The sequence below is a fragment of the Pseudomonas sp. NPDC087804 genome, from assembly GCF_044742965.1.
GTDB classification, from domain to species: Bacteria; Pseudomonadota; Gammaproteobacteria; order Pseudomonadales; family Pseudomonadaceae; genus Aquipseudomonas; species Aquipseudomonas rustica.
The window spans coordinates 13,834-32,949 of record NZ_JBIUVN010000034.1; the positions used below are offsets into that span (position 1 = coordinate 13,834).

The window sequence follows — 19,116 nt, forward strand, 5'->3', positions numbered from 1 at the left end:
AGCGTTCATCGTATGTCAGTCGGCGGCGGGGGAGGCCGGGACTTGTACTGCGAGCTGATCGGCCAGGCGCACGAATGCGGCCAGATCCAGTTGCTCCGGACGCAGGCTGCCATCAACGCCAGCGGCTTCGATCTCGGCATTGCTGAGCAATTGTTTGAGGGTGTTGCGCAGGGTTTTGCGACGCTGGTTGAAGGCTTCGCGTACAACGCGCTCCAGCAACTTGTGATCCTTGGCCGGGTGCGGCAGCACGGCGTGCGGCACCAGACGAACAATCGCCGAATCTACTTTTGGCGGCGGGTTGAACGCGCCCGGGCCAACGTTGAACAGATGTTCTACGCGGCAGTGGTACTGAACCATGATCGACAGACGACCCCAGTCACCACCGCCAGGGCCTGCGGCCAGACGCTCGACCACTTCTTTCTGCAGCATGAAGTGCATGTCGCGAATGATGCCGGCGTTGTTCAACAGGTGAAAAATCAGCGGCGTCGAAATGTTGTACGGCAGGTTACCGACCACCCGCAGGCTGTTTGGCGCGGCGTTGAGCGTGTTGAAGTCGAACTTCAGCGCATCGCCCTGGTGCAGGTTGAAATTGCTCTTGCCGGCGAATTGCTGATTGAGGATCGGGATCAGATCCTTGTCCAGTTCCACCACGTCGAGCTGCCCGCCGGAATTCAGCAGACCGGCGGTCAGTGCGCCTTGGCCCGGGCCGATTTCCAGCAAGCGATCGTCAGGCTTGGCGCTGATGGAGCGCAGGATGCGGTCGATAACGCCGGCATCGTGCAGGAAGTTCTGGCCAAAGCGTTTGCGCGCCTTGTGTTGGTATTGCTCGGTCATAAACGGGTCTCGGCCATCTGGTAGGCGGTTTCCAGGGCGACTTGCAGGCTGCCGGTGTCGATCTTGCCGCTGCCGGCCAGATCCAGGGCAGTGCCGTGGTCGACCGATGTGCGGATGATCGGCAGGCCCAGGGTCACGTTGACGGCAGCGCCGAAGCCTTTGTACTTAAGCACAGGCAGGCCCTGGTCGTGGTACATCGCCAGCACTGCGTCGCAGTGCTCCAGATATTTGGGGGTAAACAGAGTGTCGGCAGGCAGCGGGCCACGAAGGTCCATGCCCTCGCCGCGCAGGCGCTCTAATGTCGGTTCAATGATGTCGATTTCTTCATGGCCCAGGTGGCCGCCTTCACCGGCGTGCGGGTTGAGTCCGCACACCAGAATGCGTGGCTGGGCGATGCCGAATTTGTTTTGCAGATCGCTGTGCAGAATTCGCGTGATCCGTTCCAGCCGTTCCGGCGTGATCGCATCGGCAATCTCGCGCAGGGGCAGGTGAGTGGTGACCAGTGCCACGCGTAAACCGCGTGTCGCCAGCATCATCACAACCTGTGCGGTATGGGTCAGGTCAGCGAGAAATTCCGTATGCCCGGAGAACGCGATGCCCGATTCGTTGATCACGCCTTTGTGTACCGGTGCGGTGATCATCCCGGCGAAATCGCCGTTCACGCAGCCGTTGCCGGCACGGGTCAGGGTTTCAAGGACGAAAGCAGCGTTGGCCTTGTCCAGTTGCCCGGCCACCACGGGGGCGCTGAGCGGTGTATCCCAGACGTACAGGCTGTTGGCGGGCGCCGGGGCGTCCGGCCAGTGATTCGGGCCGACATCCAGCAAGTTGACGGCCAGCCCCAGCTGCGCGGCCCGCTCATTGAGCAGGTCGCGGCTGGTGATGGCAATCAGGGGATGTGGCTGGGCTTGCGAGGCGAGCAGCAGGCACAGGTCGGGACCGATGCCGGCTGGTTCGCCGGGTGTCAGCGCGAAACGCTTGGGTTTCACTGCGCTGCCTGGTCTGCACCAGGGAGTTTGATCTCTACGTACGCTTCGTCACGGATCTGACGCAACCAGGTTTGCAGCTCTTCGTCGTATTTGCGGTTACGCAGTACGGTCATGGCTTGCTGCTCGCGGGCCTGTTCGGTGCTGTCAGTGGCACGACGGCCAAGGACTTCCAGAACGTGCCAGCCGTATTGGGTCTGGAATGGCTTGGACAGCTGACCTTGTGGGGTCTTGGCCATCACTTCGCGGAATTCCGGCACCAGTGCGCCCGGATCGATCCAGTTCAGGTCGCCGCCGTTGAGCGCCGAACCCGGGTCTTCGGAGTAGCTTTTCGCCAGTTCAGCGAAGTCTTCACCGGCCACGATGCGGTCATACAGCGACTGCACCAGGGCTTTGGTTTTGGCTTCGTCGCGAATCGGGCTTGGCTTCACCAGAATATGGCGGACATGCACTTCGTCTCGCATCTGGGTCTCGCCACCACGCTTGGCCAGCAGCTTGAGGATGATGAAACCACCCGGTGTGCGCGCTGGTTGAGTGATGTCGCCTACGGCCATACTGCTCAGCTCGCGGTCGAACGGAGGTGGCAATTGAGCAGCTTTACGCCAGCCCATGTCGCCGCCTTCCAATGCGTTGTCGCTGGCGGATTTGGCCACGGCCAATTGACCGAAGTCGGCGCCTTGCTTGAGTTGCTGGTAAACATCCATGGCCTGACGGGCAGCGTTCTGAATTGCTTCAGAGTTAGCGCTTTCCGGGGTTGGAATCAGGATATTGGCCAGGTGCAGTTCTTCGGACAGCTGCATTTTGCCCAGATCGGAAGCGAGGAAGTTTTTCACTTCCTGCTCGGAGACCTGGATGCGTTCTGCCACACGACGCTGACGTACACGGCTGATGACCATTTCACGGCGGATCTGGTCACGGGCGTCGTCGTAAGACAGACCGTCGTGAGCCAGGGCAGCGCGGAATTGATCCACAGTCATATTGTTGCGTTGAGCAATGGTGCCGACAGCCTGGTTCAGCTCTTCATCGGTGATGCGGATACCGGAACGTTCGCCGATCTGCAGTTGCAGGTTTTCGACGATCAGGCGCTCAAGCACCTGTTGATCCAGTACGCCCGGAGGCGGCTGGCCGCCTCCACGCTTGGCGATGGTCTGCTGAACTTCATGGACGCGTTGATCCAGTTGGCTCTGCATGACCACGTCGTTGTCGACGATCGCGACCACTTTATCGATGGACTGAACGGCGGCGTTACCCGCCGTACTCAGGAACAGCGCGCCCAGCATCAGCGGGCGCAGACAATCAGAAAGCTTGGTCTTCACGTTGACGATAACCTTGGATGCCTTTGTCGAGGAAACTCTCAGCCTTGGCGCCAGTCAGGCCGCCCAGTCCCTTCAGAACAATTTGGAGGAAGACGCCGTGGTCGCCTTTTTCGTTTTGCGGAGCTTCCTGACTGAATTCGTCGTAGGAAACCCAGTAACGGTTGATCAGGCGCAGTTTCCAGCAGCAGTTGTCGTATTCGAAACCACCGAAGGCTTCCAGCGTACGGTTGCGGTTGTAGTCGTACTGCCAGCGGCTGATCGCGCTCCACTGCGGAACGATCGGCCAGATGACCGAGAAATCATGCTGCTGGATCTTGTAGTAGTCCTTCACGTAGCCAGGCTGCCCCGGAGTACCGTAATCGCCGCCGCCCACAGTCCATTTACCGGTGTTCTGGTCGAAACGAACCTGGTCATTACGGTAGCGATAGCCAAGGTTGACGATCTTGTTCGGATTGTCTTCAGGCTGGTAGTGGAACATCGCACTGCCGGAGCGTGGGCTGCGGCTGTCCGGATCCCAGTTGTAATCGGCAGTGGTGCGCCAATCGCGGTTCCAGCGGTATTCATATTCCAATGCGTATGGCGAAACGTTGGACTTTGCATCATCACGGTCAGCAAAGTTGATGCCTGGCAACTGAACCTTGCGATCCTTGAAGTACAGGGCCTGGCCGACGCTGACGCGTTGACGCTCGAAGCCGTCGTCTTCAATCCAGCGACTGGTCACCCCTAGCGACAGTTTGTTCTCGTCGCCGACACGGTCGGAACCGGAGAAGCGGTTGTCACGGAACAGCGACGCATAGTTGAAGGTGTATTCGCTGGTATCGAATACCGGAATATCTTCCTGATCTTTCTCTGGTACGTAGAGGTAGTACAGGCGTGGTTCCAGAGTCTGATTGTAATTCTTGCCAAAGTAGGAAGTCTTACGATCGAAATACAGGCCGCTGTCGATGCTGGCGATTGGCACACCACGGTTTTGATTGCTGTCGAACGTGCCGTTCAGTTTGTCCTGCTCAGCATTTTGCGCGGCAATTTGCGATTTGCCGGTGTTGTCCAGATCAAGTTGATACTGGGTGTACTGGTACTTCAGCGATGGCTTCACGAAGCCATAGGTCCAGTTCATCGGCAGGCTGATGCCAGGCTTCAGGTTCAAACGGTCTCCGTTTGCGCGAGCCAGGCCTTGAATGTTGTTATCCAGTCGAGGCTGCGGGTCTGAGCCATCCTTGTCCGTATAAGTGCCATTCAGAAGATCCCGATCAAAACGAACCAGCTCGGTTTCGTAATCGAAGTTCAAGCCTTCAGGATGAACCGGCAACTGACCATTGAAAGTGATCTGCGGCAGACGATCATACGGTGTGGTGTTCGCTACGGTGGCCAGTTGATAAGCCTGGGCATTCAAACGCGCCGTGTAGCTGTCGCCACGATAAGTGACAGAACCCTGCTGGTTTACGTAGTCAGCACTTTTCACGCCGATCTGATCGGTTTCCAGATCCTGAAAGTAGTAAGGATCGCTGATCTTGGTGTAGTCGACTTGCGTCAGGATGCGCGAATCCAGGCCACCCTTGTGTTGCCAGTTGTACATGTAGCGGGTCGACTTGGAATCCGTCTGCTTGTCGCGATCGTCATCCTCGTCGTTGAGGAACGCCGCGCCGAACTGACCTTCGCTCGACTTGGTCAGGTAGCGGAATTCGCCTTCGACCAGCATGCCGCGCTTGCTCATGTAACGCGGATACAACGTGGCGTCGTAGTTTGGCGCCAGGTTGAAGTAGTACGGGGTTACCAGCATGAAGCCGGTATCGGTGCCTGTGCCGATGGTCGGCGGCAGGAAACCGGACTGACGACGGTCGTCGATCGGGAAGTAGATGTACGGGGTGTACAGGATCGGAATGTCCTTGACCCGCAGTGTCACGTTGGTCGCGGTACCGAAACCGGTGGCCGGGTTCAAGGTGATGTTGTTGCCCTTGAGCTGCCAGGCGTTGCTGTTCGGTTCGCACGTGGTGTACGTGCCGTCCTTCAAGCGGATGATCGCGTTCTCGGCGCGCTTGGCGTACAACGCGCTGCCGCGGATACGCGATTTGTGCATCACGTATTCGGCGTTGTCGACCTTGGCTTCACCGGTGTCGAGCTGTACATCGGCGTGGTCGCCGACGATCAGCGCGCCGTTGTCGCGGATACGAACATCGCCCGCGAGTTCGGCGCGGCTCTCGGCCTGGTACAGGCTCGCCTCGTCGGATTCAACCTGCATGCTGCCCTGACGCAAGACTACATCACCGGCCAACGTACCGACTTGATCATCGGTGTTATAGCGCGAGGCTTTTGCGCCGATAAAGGTAGGCGCATCGCTTTTGCTCGTCTTGTCATTCATGCCAGGACGAGTCGGCTCGATGTAGGCACCGGAGCAATACGGGCCGGTTTCGGCCAGTTGCGCGGCAGTCAGCTTCTCGCGCGGAACCCAGTCGAGGTGACTGTAGTCTTCGCTACGGGCCTTCAGGCCGCGGCCTTTGGCTTCGGTGACGAGTGCTGTTTTAGGGCCGGTGTCGGCGGTCGAACCGTTATCGGTCGCAGCGTCGCCGGCAGCGCTGACGGCACTGCCGTCATGCACTGGGCGCGGAGGCAATGCAGCCGCCGTCGCCTTGGGCGCACAGGCCCAACCACCCGTTGCCGAGACGGAGCAGTCATACTGCTCGGCGGCAACAACGAATTGACTGGCCAGAGGTTGCATAGCCAGCAGACTGCCGGTTACCAACAACGGAAATTTTTTACGAAACGCGGGGGATTTCAATGCCATCTTATTAGTCCGGGCTTCCTGCGTGCCATCTGCCCGCGGTGTGGGCCGCACGCCTCTCGATGGTCTGAAAAAGATGCTGGATAATAAAGCATGACCCGCTTGACGGCTAGCGCCGTCGGAGACCCTTGCAATGCCTGACCAAGATGTACGCTTGCAACACCTGAAAGTTTGGCTCGATGAACAGCTGGCAATCCTCTTTGCAGATCAGGGTTGGGGCGCTGTGCCCCCGGCCACGTTGACTGCGGCCAGCAGCGACGCGAGTTTCCGCCGTTACTTCCGTTGGGAAGGCGAGGGCAAAAGCTTTGTCGTCATGGACGCTCCGCCACCCCAGGAAAACTGCAAACCGTTCGTGGATATCGCTTTTTTGCTGGCGAAATCCGGAATAAATGTGCCGATAATTTACGCAGAAGACCTCGAGCGCGGTTTTCTTTTGCTCAATGACCTGGGCAACAAGACCTATCTCGACGTGATCGATGGCGGAAATGCCGACGCATTATTCAGCGATGCCCTGCAAGCACTGCTGGCATTTCAGCAACTGCCGATGGTCGCGCCGCTGCCGAGTTACGACGTCGCCTTGCTGCGCCGTGAGCTGGAACTGTTCCCCGAGTGGTATGTGAAGCGTGAACTCGGCGTCGAATTCGATTCGGCCCAGCAACAACAGTGGCAGCAGATCAGCGATCTGTTGATCGACAGCGCCCTGGCCCAGCCGAAAGTGCTGGTGCACCGCGACTACATGCCGCGCAACCTGATGCGCAGCGAGCCGAATCCCGGCGTGCTGGATTTCCAGGACGCGGTCTACGGCCCGGTCACCTACGACGTCACCTGCCTGTTCAAGGATGCGTTCCTCAGTTGGCCTGAAGAACGTGTGCGCGGTTGGCTGGAAAATTACTGGCAGCAAGCCTCGGCATTGAATATCCCGGTGCAGTCGAACTTCGAAGACTTCCTGCGCGCGAGCGACCTGATGGGCGTGCAGCGGCATCTGAAAGTCATCGGCATCTTCGCGCGCATCTGTCATCGCGATGGCAAGCCGCGTTACCTGGCCGACGTGCCGCGCTTCTTCTCCTATATAGAAGCAGTGATCGCCCGTCGTCCGGAACTGGCCGAGTTGCAAGCGCTGTTCACCAGCCTGCGGGGTGGAGCCACAGCATGAAGGCAATGATTCTGGCGGCAGGCAAAGGCGAGCGCATGCGCCCGCTGACCCTGACCACTCCTAAACCGCTGGTGCGCGCCGGCGGCGTGCCCTTGATCGAATATCACCTGCGCGCCCTCGCGGCCGCAGGATTCAGCGAGATCGTGATCAACCATGCCTGGCTCGGCCAGCAGATCGAGGATCACCTCGGTGACGGTTCGCAATTCGGTCTGAGCATCCAGTACTCGCCGGAAGGTGAGCCGCTGGAAACCGGCGGCGGGATTTTTCGCGCGCTGCCGTTGTTGGGTGACGATGCGTTTCTGGTGGTCAACGGTGATATCTGGACGGATTACGACTTCAGCGTGCTGCACCAGCCGATTAACGGTCTGGCGCATCTGGTGCTGGCGGACAACCCGGCGCATCACCCGACTGGAGACTTTTCTCTGGTCGATGGGCAGGTGAACGACGGCCAGGCCGATGCTGCGACTTTGACCTACAGCGGTATCGCGGTACTGCATCCGCAACTGTTCGACGGTTGCACGGACGGCGCCTTCAAACTCGCGCCGCTGCTGCGCAAAGCCATGGCCGAAGGCGAAGTCACTGGCGAACGTCTCAAAGGTCACTGGGTGGATGTCGGCACCCACGAGCGTCTCGCGGAAGCGGAAACCTTGATAGAAGCGAGTCGCTGACATGTTGTGGCCAGGGACTCTGATTGGAGCCGGAGCGGGTTTTGCGATCGCCAGCATTCCGGGGGCCATGCTTGGGGCGTTGTTGGGGCAGGCGCTGGATCGGCGTCTGCACTTGCAGAGCTGGGGGCATTTGCGCGAAAAGCTCGGCGGTCGACCGATGTTGCGCAACGACGAATTGTTGTTTGTGTTGCTCGGGCGTCTGGCCAAGAGCGATGGGCGCGTCACTGACGGGCATATCCAGCAGGCGCGCAATGAAATGCGTGCGCTGGAAATGAGTGATCCGGCAATGCGTCGGGCGATTGCCGCGTTCAATCGCGGCAAGTCGGGTAACGACAGTCTGCGCGGGTATCTGCGTCGGCTCAGCGGCCAGCCCCATGCTGCCGAAGGTGTGTTGCGCGCCTGTTGGCGGATGGTCTGGGCCGATGGTCGCGCCGGTGTCAGCGAGCGTGAATTGTTGGCGCAGTGGGGTAAGTGGCTGGGCTGGACAGTGCAGCAGGTGCAGGCGCTGGCCAGTGATTACGAGTCCGGCAAGCGGCCAATTGTCAGTGCGGCTGTGAGTTATCAGGAAGCGATGCGTTTGCTCGGGGTGTCGGCCAATAGCGAACCGGCGCAGATCAAACGGGCGTACCGGCGGCTGTTGAGTCGGCATCACCCGGACAAGATTGCCGGCACGGGAGCAACGACGGCGCAGGTGCGTGAGGCAACCGAGCGTACGCGTGAGTTGCACAATGCCTACACATTGATTCGTGAGCGGCGGGATTTTCGCTGACCGTTGAAGATCAAAAGATCGCAGCCTTCGGCAGCTCCTACCTTGGAATACGTTTCCTGTAGGAGCTGCCGCAGGCTGCGATCTTTTTGCTTTATCAGTCGGTATTCTGCGGATTCAACCAGCCGCGCACCCGGCGGAACAACTGTTCCTGCTCAGCCTTTTTATCCGGCAACGCCTGCAACGCCACCTGGCTAAACGCCGAGGTCTTCAACCGCTTGCTCGCCTGCATACGCTCCAGCGCTGCGTTGCGATCCAGTGCCTTGTCCATGTAGAAAATATCCGCGGTCGGCACTTTCAATGTCGGTGTCAGTTCCGCCAATGCCGGTTTGGCTTTGGCCGGTGTCTGCGCATCGACCATCACAAACTTCTCCACCTGCGCGGTCTGCTTCTCGCTCAGATAACGCGCCGCCCAATAAGCCCCGGTGCCATGACCGAGCACGACAATGCTGCGCGCGCTCTGCTGTTCGGCATAGGCAATGGCCGCGTCGATGCGGGCAAAGATGCGCTCGCCGTCAGCCTTTTCCTGTTCCTCCACGGTGTCGGCCGCAACTTGATCGGCGACCTCGGCTTCACCGCCGGCGGCCTGCTCAATCGGCTGCGCGGTGGTGGCATCCTTGCTGCCGGTTTCCGGCGCTTTCGGCGCGGCGACGGGCTCGACGACGCGCGGTGCGATGGCATCGCTTTGCAGATCGGGCAGGGTGATACTCAGGCTGCTCCACTTGGCGTCGGGCAATTTCTGCCGCAACGGGCCGATTGCTTGCGGCCAGTCAGCGGTTTCGCCGGCGCCGGGGATGATAATCACCGCGCCCTTGGGTTCGGCGGTGTTGGCGGTTTTCCACAGGGCGAGGAAGGTGTCGCTGCCGGCCTGCAACTGTTGCTGCTCTTGCGCCGGAACCGTACGGCCGAGTGCGGCGGCTTCTTCCTGACTACGCTCAAGCAGTGGCTGGCGTTCGACGGGTTTCGCTTCGGCAGGTTTTTCCGCCGAGGCGGCAGGCGCCGGATCGGCGGCTTCGACGGAAAACGCACAAGGCAGGATCAGCGACAGGCACAATGCTGGCATTGCCAGGCGGTAGACAGAGGGCATCGGTTATTCCAGGCCAGAAATGTATCCCGGCAGCCTAATGGGTTGGTCAGAATTTGTCAGTGTATGAGACTTCAATGAAGCGATTTTGCTGCCTCTGGTTTATCGGCTGGTTGTGCTTTCCCTTGATCGCCTGGGCGGTGCCTGAGCCGTCGGCGCACGCTGCGCAATTGACGGCGAGCCAGCAACAGTGGCTGGCGCAACACAAAGAGCTGCGCGTCGGTCTGGTGTTGCAGGCGCCGTTTGCGCAATACGACCGGCGTTTGCAAAAGCTGTCCGGGGCCAACGTCGAACTGATGAAGTCGCTGGCCAAGGTGCTCAATGTCGAACTGAGCTGGCGCAATTTTCAAGACCTCGCGCAACTGGAAGCCGCGGTGCGCGAAGGTGAAATCGACATCGCCCCCGGCCTGATGCAAACCCCGAGCGCGCTGCGTCTCTGGCAGTTTTCCGACCCCTACATGCGCGTGCCGCAACTGGTGGTCAGCGATCAGAAAGCCAGCGGCACGATCGATCTGGAAAAACTCGATAGCCAGACCCGCGTCGCCGTGCGCATGCCCAGCGCGACTGCCGATTATCTGCGCGGCAACTATCCCCACCTCAATCTGCAAGGCGTGCCGCTGGAACGTCAGGCGTTGCAGTTGCTGTTGAGTCAGCAGGCGTCCTATGCGGTGGTCGATGAAGCGCAACTGGGGCGACTGTCGGTGGAGCCGGAATTTGCCGAACTGGTAGTGGTTGGCGATATCGGTCTACCGCAATTGTTGCGGGTTGCTTCGCGACGGGATTGGCCGGAGCTGGCCGGCATCGTCCAAAGCGCTTTGCGCGCGATCCCGGCGAAAGATCTGGAGCGCCTGCACAATCAATGGCTGCAACCGAAATACCCGCGATTGTCGGAGTCGCCGGGCTTCTGGCAAAACCTCGCGCTGTTGTTTGCGGTGATGTTGCTCAGTTGCGTGGCGATCGTGTTCTGGCAACGGCGCCAGCAGCACAGCCTCGAACAACGGTTGCTCGCCGCCCGGGAAGACATTGCCTTGCGCGCCGCCAGCGAAGAAGCGCTGCGGCTGACGCAATTTTCCATCGATCAAAGCACCGTCGGCATCCTCTGGGTCAACTGGGACAGCCATGTGCGCTACGCCAATCGCGCGGCGGAAAACATGCTCGGTTATCCCTCGGGCGGGTTGATCGAGCGGCCGCTGATCGACTTCGAACCGGGTCTGCACATGGATCGCTGGCTCAATCTCTGGAAGCGTGCGCGAGCCAGCGAGGAAGGGCCGTTGAGTTTTGAAACCAGTTGCTTGCGTGCCGACGGCAGTATTTTGCCAGCGGATGTGTCGCTGAGTTTTCTGCGTTTTCGCGACAGTGAATACCTGGTGGTCTACCTCACCGACGTCACCGACCGCCGTCGCGCACTGGCCGCGTTGCAGGAAAGTGAGGCGCGGCTGCAAGGCATCGCCGCCAACGTTCCGGGATTGGTGTTCCGGCTGGAGCGCGCGCCGGTGACCGGGCAGATCGACTTTGCCTACATCAGCGAGGGTAGCGAAAGTCTGGTCGGCTACGCGCCGGCCGCCATCGCCCATCGCGACATGGGCCTGCGCAGTCTGGTGCACCCGGACGACAAGGCCAGTTATCACCGCACCCAGGATCAGGCGCTGGACACCGACAGCGACTGGTCGTGGCAGGGCAGAATTGTTACGCGACAGGGCCAGCAGCGCTGGGCCGAAATCAAGGCGATCACCCGGCAACTGGAGGATGGCGCGTACGTCTGGGACGGCATCGTCTGGGACATTACCGAGAGCAAACGCATTGAACTGGAACTGGCCGATTCTCGTGAACAGCTGCGCGAACTGTCGGCGCACCTTGAAAGCGTGCGCGAAGAAGAGAAGGCGCGCATTGCCCGCGAAGTGCACGATGAGCTGGGGCAGATGCTCACGGTGCTGAAACTGGAGACATCGATGTGCGAATTGGCCTACGCGCAACTCGACCCCGGTTTGAACGAACGGCTCAACAGCATGAAGCGCCTGATCGCCCAGTTGTTTCAGTTAGTGCGTGATGTGGCGACGGCGCTGCGGCCACCGATTCTGGATGCCGGGATCGCGTCGGCGATCGAATGGCAGGCGCGACGATTTGAAGCGCGTACGCAGATTCCCTGTCTGGTGCAGGTGCCGGAGAATCTGCCGGCGCTGAGTGATGCCAAGGCGATCGGGTTGTTCCGGATTTTGCAGGAAGCGCTGACCAACGTGATGCGTCACGCTCAGGCGCATACTGTGGAACTGACGCTGGCGCTGGAGGGCGATGAGTTGTGCCTGACGGTTGCCGATGATGGCGTAGGATTTGTCGCCGCTACGGGCAGGCCGACTTCGTTTGGTTTGGTCGGCATGCGCGAGCGGGTGTTGATCATGGGTGGGCGGTTGGTGCTGGAGAGTGAACCGGGGGAGGGTACTAGCCTGAATGTTTGGGTGCCTTTGGATCGCTAGAAGATCGCAGCCTTCGGCAGCTCCTACAGGGGAGTGCGATCAATGTAGGAGCTGCCGCAGGCTGCGATCTTTTGCCCTTAAAAACAACAACCGAGGAGAGTGCAAGTGATCCGTGTACTGGTAGCCGAAGACCACACCATCGTCCGTGAGGGCATCAAGCAATTGATCGGCCTGGCCAAGGATCTGCAAGTGGTGGGCGAGGCGAGCAATGGCGAACAACTGCTGGAAACCCTGCGCCATGTGCCGTGCGAAGTGGTGCTGCTCGATATCTCCATGCCCGGGGTCAATGGCCTGGAGGCGATCCCTCGGATCCGCGCACTGAACAATCCGCCAGCGATTCTGGTGCTGTCGATGCATGACGAAGCGCAGATGGCAGCTCGCGCGTTGAAGGTCGGCGCGGCCGGTTATGCGACCAAGGACAGCGATCCGGCACTGTTGCTCACGGCGATCCGCAAGGTCGCGGCGGGTGGGCGTTACATCGATCCGGATCTGGCGGATCGGATGGTTTTTGAAGTCGGTTTGACCGATGCCAGGCCATTGCACTCTCTTCTCTCCGAGCGTGAATTTTCAGTTTTCGAGCGCCTGGCCCAAGGCGCCAATGTCAACGACATCGCCCAGCAACTGGCGCTGAGCAGCAAAACCATCAGCACCCACAAGGCGCGGCTGATGCAGAAGCTCAACATCACCTCGCTGGCCGAACTGGTCAAATACGCGATGGAACACAAACTCCTCTGAACCCGCCCCCTGTAGGAGCTGCCGAAGGCTGCGATCTTTTGATTTTGCTGTTTATAAAGTCAAAAGATCGCAGCCTTCGGCAGCTCCTACAGTAGACCGTGTTGGCATATCTGTGAGCGACAGGGGCTTTTGCTTGTTCTTGCGGCTCGCAGCTTGTCCCTCGCCACTGCCGTATCCGTTAGCGCCATCGTTGTAGGGCAATCCCTACCCCCAACCTTCCATCCGGCTGAGGCGATTCTCTCCTGCGCCCCGATTTGCGTGCCTGTCAGCAACCACTAGGCTTAATCCACAAGCAGTCATCAACAACAAAGGTGTGGGTATGAGCCAGGTCGATTCAAACGCAGGGGCCAGTGATGTGCTGGTCAGCTTTCGTGGAGTGCAGAAGAGCTACGACGGCGAGAACCTGATCGTCAAAGACCTCAACCTGGACATTCGCAAAGGCGAATTCCTCACCCTGCTCGGGCCGTCCGGTTCCGGGAAAACCACCAGCCTGATGATGCTCGCCGGTTTCGAAACGCCGACTGCCGGCGAAATTCTGCTGGCCGGGCGTTCGATCAATAACGTGCCGCCGCACAAACGCGACATCGGCATGGTCTTTCAGAACTACGCGCTGTTCCCGCACATGACCGTCGCTGAAAACCTCGCGTTCCCGCTGACCGTCCGAGGCCTGAACAAAAGCGACGTCAACGACAAGGTCAAGAAAGTCCTGAGCATGGTGCAGCTTGACGCATTCGCCTCGCGCTACCCGGCGCAGTTGTCCGGTGGTCAGCAACAACGTGTGGCATTGGCCCGCGCGCTGGTGTTCGAACCGCAACTGGTGCTGATGGACGAACCCCTCGGCGCCCTCGACAAACAATTGCGTGAACACATGCAGATGGAAATCAAACACCTGCACCAGCGCCTCGGCGTGACTGTGGTCTACGTGACCCACGATCAGGGTGAAGCGCTGACCATGTCTGACCGCGTCGCGGTCTTTCATCAGGGCGAAATCCAGCAGATTGCTCCGCCGCGCAGCCTCTACGAAGAACCGAAAAACACCTTCGTCGCCAACTTCATCGGCGAGAACAACCGCCTCAACGGCCGTCTGCTCAGCCAGAGCGGCGAGCGTTGCGTGGTCGAGTTGGGCCGTGGCGAAAAAGTCGAGGCACTGGCGGTCAACGTCGGCAAGACCGGCGAACCGGTGACCCTGTCGATCCGTCCGGAGCGCGTCAGCCTCAACGGTTCGAGCGATCAATGCGTTAACCGCTTCTCAGGGAGGGTGGCGGAATTCATCTATCTGGGCGACCACGTCCGGGTGCGCCTGGAAGTCTGCGGCAAGACCGACTTCTTCGTGAAACAACCGATTGCCGAGCTCGATCCCGCGCTCGCCGTCGGTGACGTGGTACCGCTTGGCTGGCAGGTCGAGCACGTTCGCGCGCTTGATCCGCTTTTAGAGGCGAACTGATCGCCCCGGCAATACCAACACCAACCCTGCACGTGGAGAGAACAATAAATGTTGAGATCCCTGAAGTTCACCGCCCTGACCCTGGGCCTGATGGGTGCGACCAGCGCAATGGCCGCTGGCCCAGATTTGACCGTGGTGTCGTTTGGCGGGGCGAACAAGGCGGCGCAAGTCAAAGCCTTCTATGCACCGTGGGAAGCAGCGGGCAACGGCAAGATCGTCGCTGGCGAATACAACGGCGAAATGGCCAAGGTCAAAGCCATGGTCGACACCAAGAGCGTGTCGTGGGACCTGGTCGAAGTTGAATCGCCAGAACTGTCCCGTGGTTGCGACGAAGACATGTTCGAACAACTCGACCCGGCGCTGTTCGGCAAATCCGAAGACTACGTCAAAGGCGCGATTCAGCCGTGCGGCGTAGGTTTCTTTGTGTGGTCGACCGTGCTGGCTTACAACGCCGACAAGCTGAAAACCGCACCGACCAGTTGGGCGGATTTCTGGGACACCAAGCAGTTCCCGGGCAAACGTGGCCTGCGTAAAGGTGCCAAGTACACCCTCGAATTCGCCTTGATGGCCGATGGCGTGGCGCCGAAAGACGTCTACAAAGTGCTGGCGAGCAAGGACGGTCAGGATCGTGCGTTCAAGAAACTCGATGAGCTGAAACCGAGCATCCAGTGGTGGGAAGCTGGCGCGCAACCACCGCAATACCTCGCTTCCGGTGACGTGGTGATGAGCTCGGCTTACAACGGGCGCATCGCGGCGGTGCAAAAAGAATCCAACCTGAAAGTGGTGTGGAACGGCGGCATCTACGACTTCGACGCCTGGGCCATCCCGAAAGGTCTCGACGCCAAGCGTGCCGAAGCGGCGAAGAAGTTCATCGCCTACTCCGTACAGCCGCAGCAGCAGAAGACCTACTCGGAAAACATCGCCTACGGCCCGGCCAACACCCAAGCCGTGCCGCTGCTGGCCAAGGACGTCCTGAAAGACATGCCGACCACCCCGGAAAACATCGCCAACCAGGTGCAGATCGACGTCAGCTTCTGGGCTGACAACGGCGAGCAACTGGAGCAGCGCTTCAACTCCTGGGCTGCGAAATAAGCACTGTTTCATCTGCGAGGGATGGCGAGGGTGAATTTGTGGCGAGGGGATTTATCCCCGTTGGGTTGCGAAGCAGCCCCAAAGCCATACCCGCTCGGTGGGTCAGATAAACCGCATTCTCAGGTTTTACGACTGCTGCGCAGCCGAACGGGGATAAATCCCCTCGCCACAAGGCTCGCTCCCACAGGTAGCTGTGTTTCAACACAACAGAGGTGGTTCGCCGCCTCTGTAACGATCAAAGATTTGCGGAGTACGTCATGGCCATCGCCGTTCCCCTGAACGAGGGCAACAGCCCCACCTTGAAGCAGAAGCTCAAGCGCGCCGAGCGGGTCAACCGCTGGAAGGCTCAAGCGCTGATCGCGCCGTTGGTGCTGTTTCTGTTGTTGGTGTTTCTGGTGCCGATCGTGGCGCTGCTCTACAAAAGCGTCGGCAACCCCGAAGTGGTCGGCGGCATGCCGCGCACGGTGGCGGCCATCGCCAGTTGGGACGGCCGCGGCCTGCCCGCTGAACCGGTCTACAAGGCCGCCGGCGAAGACCTCGCCGAAGCACGTAAAAACCAGACGCTGGGCGATCTGTCCAAGCGCTTGAACATGGAGTTGGCCGGCTACCGCAGCCTGCTGACCAAAACCGCCCGGGCGCTGCCTTTCGCCAGCGAACCGGCCTCTTATAAAGAAGCGCTGGAAGCACTCGACGAACGTTGGGGCGATCCGGCGTACTGGCAAGCGGTCAAACGCAACACCAGCAGCATCACGCCTTATTACTTGCTGGCGTCCGTCGATCACCGCATCGACGACCTCGGCGAAATCGCCCCGGCCACCCCGGATCAGGCGATCTACCTCGACATCTTTGCCCGCACGTTCTGGATGGGCCTGGTGATCACAGTGATCTGCCTGTTGCTCGCCTATCCACTGGCCTACCTGCTGGCGAATCTGCCATCGCGGCAGAGCAACCTGCTGATGATTCTGGTGCTGCTGCCGTTCTGGACGTCGATTCTGGTGCGCGTTGCTGCGTGGATCGTGCTGCTGCAATCCGGCGGTCTGATCAACAGTGGCCTGATGGCCATGGGCATCATCGATAAACCGCTGGAACTGGTGTTCAACCGCACCGGCGTGTACATCTCGATGGTGCACATTCTGCTGCCATTCATGATCCTGCCGATCTACAGCGTGATGAAAGGCATCTCGCCGACCTACATGCGTGCCGCAATTTCCCTCGGCTGCCACCCGTTCGCCAGTTTCTGGCGGGTGTACTTCCCGCAGACCTACGCCGGTGTCGGCGCCGGGTGTCTGTTGGTGTTCATCCTCGCCATTGGCTACTACATCACCCCGGCGCTGCTCGGCAGCCCCAACGATCAAATGGTCAGCTACTTCGTCGCCTTCTACACCAACACCAGCATCAACTGGGGCATGGCCACCGCACTCGGCGGGCTGTTGCTGCTGGCGACCGTGGTGCTTTATCTGATTTACAGCTGGCTGGTCGGCGCCAGTCGCCTGCGCCTGAGCTAAGGGGAATTCGAGATGCTGAGTCCTTACATGTCGCCCATTGAACGGGTGTGGTTCTACAGCCTGCGGATCCTCTGCGGCCTGATTCTGTTGTTCCTGATCCTGCCGGTGCTGGTGATTATTCCGCTGTCGTTCAACTCGGGAAGTTTTCTGGTCTATCCGCTACAGGGTTTTTCGCTGCAGTGGTACCACGACTTCTTCGCCTCGGCGGAATGGATGCGCGCGCTGAAGAACAGCATCATCGTTGCTCCGGCGGCGACGGTGCTGGCGATGATCTTCGGTACGCTGGCGGCGATTGGCCTGACTCGCGGTGACTTCCCCGGTAAAGCGCTGGTGATGGCGCTGGTGATTTCGCCGATGGTGGTGCCGGTGGTGATCATTGGTGTGGCGAGTTATCTGTTCTTTGCGCCGTTGGGGTTGGGTAACAGTTTCTTCTCGTTGATTGTGGTGCACGCGGTGTTGGGTGTGCCGTTTGTGATCATCACGGTGTCGGCGACGTTGCAGGGGTTTAATCACAATCTGGTGCGGGCGGCGGCGAGTCTCGGTGCATCACCGCTGACCGCGTTTCGTCGGGTGACGTTGCCGCTGATCGCGCCGGGGGTGATTTCCGGGGCGCTGTTCGCGTTTGCGACTTCGTTTGATGAGGTGGTGGTGACGTTGTTTCTTGCGGGGCCTGAACAGGCGACGTTGCCTCGGCAGATGTTTAGCGGGATTCGCGAGAACCTCAGTCCGACGATTGCCGCTGCTGCGACGTTGCTGATTGCGTTCTCGGTCATCCTGTTGCTGACTCTGGAATGGCTACGTGGCCGCAGCGAAAAACTGCGTACTGCTCAGGTTTAAGGGCCAGATCAAGAGCTTACCCCCTCACCCCAGCCCTCTCCCCGAAGGGGGCGAGGGGGAAAGGGAGCAGATCGTTGTGCTTTTCAAAACCTGAGTTCGACTCGGTATTTCAGGTCGGTGTACTTTGAAAGTACAGCGCGGTCAGTCCCCTCTCCCTCTGGGAGAGGGCTAGGGTGAGGGGCTCTTGATCTTGCGCTCAATGCGTCATTCACCACCTGAATAGCAGACAACCCCAAATCCCCAGCTAATCTTGTGCCCAGCTCCCACATCTATAAGAGGCTGCGCACGATGAGTCTGTCCCAGTTCAAAATCGCTCACAAACTGATCACCGGCGCCGCCGCCATCGAGCAACTGGCCGCCGAACTCACGCGCCTCGACATCGACAACCCGCTGATCGTCACCGACGCCGCGCTGGTCAAATCCGGCACGGTCGAGCTGGCGTTGTGCCAATTGGGCGGGCGCGAGTACGAGATTTTCGACCGCGTATTGCCAGACCCGGAAATCGCCATCGTCGAAGACTGCATGCGCGTGTACCGCGAGGGCGGGCATGACGGCTTGATCGGCCTCGGTGGCGGCAGTGCTATCGACATCGCCAAAAGCGTCGCCGCGTACGCCGGTTACCACGGCGCGCTGGAAGATCTGTTCGGCGTCGATCAGGTGCCGCGCAAAGGCCCGCCGCTGATCGCCATCCCGACCACCGCCGGCACCGGTTCCGAAGTGACCAACGTCGCCATCCTTTCGGACAAAGTCGCGCAACTGAAGAAAGGCATCGTCAGCGACTATCTGTTACCCGACGTCGCGCTGGTCAGCCCGCAAATGACCCTGACCTGCCCACGCAGCGTCACCGCCGCCAGTGGCGTCGATGCGTTGGTGCACGCCATCGAATCCTATCTGTCGGTCAACGCCTCGCCGATCACCGACTCACTGGCGATCGGCGCGATCAAACTGATCGCCAAAGCCCTGCCCAAGGCCTACGCCAACGGCGCCAACTTGCAAGCCCGCGAAGACATGGCCACCGCCAGCCTGATGGCCGGCATGGCGTTCGGCAATGCCGGGGTCGGCGCGGTGCATGCGCTGGCGTATCCGCTGGGCGGGCGATTCAACATTGCCCATGGCGTCAGCAATGCCTTGCTGCTGCCGTATGTCATGACCTGGAACAAGATGGCCTGCGTCGAGCGCATGCAGGATATTGCCGAAGCCATGGGCGTGAAGACTGCTCATCTGAGTGCAGCCGAGGCGGCGGACAAAGCCGTGCAGGCGATGACCGACCTGTGCGCAGCGGTGGAAATTCCTGCCGGGCTGCGCAGTTTCGGTGTGCCGGAAGAAGCGATCCCGGCCATGGCGGTGGAAGCCGCGGGGATCGAGCGCCTGATGCGCAATAACCCGCGCAAACTCAGCGCTGTCGACATCGAGAAGATCTACCGCGCGGCGTATTGAGTCAGCGCCGGT

The 19,116-nt window shown here is 60.0% G+C and carries 15 protein-coding genes; 10 read left to right on the forward strand and 5 right to left on the reverse strand.

Features of this window, described 5'->3' with window-relative positions:
• Nucleotides 1-15: 15 nt before the first annotated feature.
• Genes rsmA through ACIOMO_RS25315 form a run of 4 tightly spaced genes read right to left on the reverse strand, consistent with a single transcriptional unit; the run spans nucleotide 16 to nucleotide 5,915 of the window.
• Nucleotides 16-834 (reverse strand): 16S rRNA (adenine(1518)-N(6)/adenine(1519)-N(6))-dimethyltransferase RsmA, encoded by an 819-nt coding sequence (gene rsmA, locus ACIOMO_RS25300; protein WP_053124397.1) that lies wholly within the window; start codon nucleotides 832-834, stop codon nucleotides 16-18.
• Nucleotides 831-1,820 (reverse strand): 4-hydroxythreonine-4-phosphate dehydrogenase PdxA, encoded by a 990-nt coding sequence (gene pdxA, locus ACIOMO_RS25305; protein WP_401244197.1) that lies wholly within the window; start codon nucleotides 1,818-1,820, stop codon nucleotides 831-833. Before pdxA ends, rsmA begins: the two co-directional genes overlap by 4 nt.
• Nucleotides 1,817-3,133 carry a peptidylprolyl isomerase SurA gene (gene surA / locus ACIOMO_RS25310; RefSeq protein ID WP_156316189.1) on the reverse strand — a complete coding sequence of 439 codons (1,317 nt, stop codon included), beginning with the start codon at nucleotides 3,131-3,133 and terminating at the stop codon, nucleotides 1,817-1,819. Before surA ends, pdxA begins: the two co-directional genes overlap by 4 nt.
• The gene (locus ACIOMO_RS25315) at nucleotides 3,114-5,915 is read right to left on the reverse strand and encodes an LPS-assembly protein LptD (protein WP_401244199.1); all 2,802 of its coding nucleotides are present in this window, start codon (nucleotides 5,913-5,915) and stop codon (nucleotides 3,114-3,116) included. The genes surA and ACIOMO_RS25315 overlap by 20 nt, the downstream gene beginning before the upstream one ends.
• Before the next feature lie 130 nt (nucleotides 5,916-6,045).
• Here ACIOMO_RS25315 and ACIOMO_RS25320 point away from each other — a divergent pair, with 130 nt between their 5' ends.
• Genes ACIOMO_RS25320 through ACIOMO_RS25330 form a run of 3 tightly spaced genes read left to right on the forward strand, consistent with a single transcriptional unit; the run spans nucleotide 6,046 to nucleotide 8,502 of the window.
• Nucleotides 6,046-7,065, forward strand: a complete 1,020-nt coding sequence (locus tag ACIOMO_RS25320) for an aminoglycoside phosphotransferase family protein (RefSeq protein WP_401244201.1) — start codon at nucleotides 6,046-6,048, stop codon at nucleotides 7,063-7,065.
• Nucleotides 7,062-7,733 (forward strand): N-acetylmuramate alpha-1-phosphate uridylyltransferase MurU, encoded by a 672-nt coding sequence (gene murU / locus ACIOMO_RS25325; protein ID WP_401244203.1) that lies wholly within the window; start codon nucleotides 7,062-7,064, stop codon nucleotides 7,731-7,733. The genes ACIOMO_RS25320 and murU overlap by 4 nt, the downstream gene beginning before the upstream one ends.
• 1 nt (nucleotide 7,734) lies before the next feature.
• Nucleotides 7,735-8,502 (forward strand): TerB family tellurite resistance protein, encoded by a 768-nt coding sequence (locus tag ACIOMO_RS25330; protein WP_401244205.1) that lies wholly within the window; start codon nucleotides 7,735-7,737, stop codon nucleotides 8,500-8,502.
• A gap of 94 nt (nucleotides 8,503-8,596) precedes the next feature.
• Here the strand turns inward: ACIOMO_RS25330 and ACIOMO_RS25335 are convergent, their stop codons facing one another.
• The gene (locus tag ACIOMO_RS25335) at nucleotides 8,597-9,586 is read right to left on the reverse strand and encodes an alpha/beta hydrolase family protein (RefSeq protein ID WP_401244207.1); all 990 of its coding nucleotides are present in this window, start codon (nucleotides 9,584-9,586) and stop codon (nucleotides 8,597-8,599) included.
• A gap of 74 nt (nucleotides 9,587-9,660) precedes the next feature.
• On the opposite strand from ACIOMO_RS25335, the gene ACIOMO_RS25340 reads away from it, so the two are divergent.
• The 7 genes from ACIOMO_RS25340 to ACIOMO_RS25370 all read left to right on the forward strand — a co-directional run bounded on the left by ACIOMO_RS25340 (nucleotide 9,661) and on the right by ACIOMO_RS25370 (nucleotide 19,104).
• Nucleotides 9,661-12,054 (forward strand): PAS domain S-box protein, encoded by a 2,394-nt coding sequence (locus tag ACIOMO_RS25340; protein ID WP_401244209.1) that lies wholly within the window; start codon nucleotides 9,661-9,663, stop codon nucleotides 12,052-12,054.
• Between the two features lie 105 nt (nucleotides 12,055-12,159).
• Nucleotides 12,160-12,789, forward strand: a complete 630-nt coding sequence (locus tag ACIOMO_RS25345) for a response regulator transcription factor (RefSeq protein WP_008085218.1) — start codon at nucleotides 12,160-12,162, stop codon at nucleotides 12,787-12,789.
• Between the two features lie 319 nt (nucleotides 12,790-13,108).
• On the forward strand, nucleotides 13,109-14,233 hold the full coding sequence (locus ACIOMO_RS25350; protein WP_401244211.1) for an ABC transporter ATP-binding protein: 1,125 nt from the start codon (nucleotides 13,109-13,111) through the stop codon (nucleotides 14,231-14,233).
• Nucleotides 14,234-14,281: 48 nt separating this feature from the next.
• Nucleotides 14,282-15,325, forward strand: a complete 1,044-nt coding sequence (locus ACIOMO_RS25355) for an ABC transporter substrate-binding protein (RefSeq protein ID WP_400650591.1) — start codon at nucleotides 14,282-14,284, stop codon at nucleotides 15,323-15,325.
• 257 nt (nucleotides 15,326-15,582) lie between these two features.
• A complete protein-coding gene (locus tag ACIOMO_RS25360) occupies nucleotides 15,583-16,830 on the forward strand; it encodes an ABC transporter permease (RefSeq protein WP_008084125.1) in 1,248 nt (415 codons plus the stop codon).
• Nucleotides 16,831-16,842: 12 nt separating this feature from the next.
• On the forward strand, nucleotides 16,843-17,667 hold the full coding sequence (locus ACIOMO_RS25365) for an ABC transporter permease (RefSeq protein ID WP_008084123.1): 825 nt from the start codon (nucleotides 16,843-16,845) through the stop codon (nucleotides 17,665-17,667).
• A 288-nt stretch (nucleotides 17,668-17,955) separates the two neighbouring features.
• A complete protein-coding gene (locus ACIOMO_RS25370; RefSeq protein WP_401244213.1) occupies nucleotides 17,956-19,104 on the forward strand; it encodes an iron-containing alcohol dehydrogenase in 1,149 nt (382 codons plus the stop codon).
• Nucleotides 19,105-19,116: the final 12 nt, after the last annotated feature.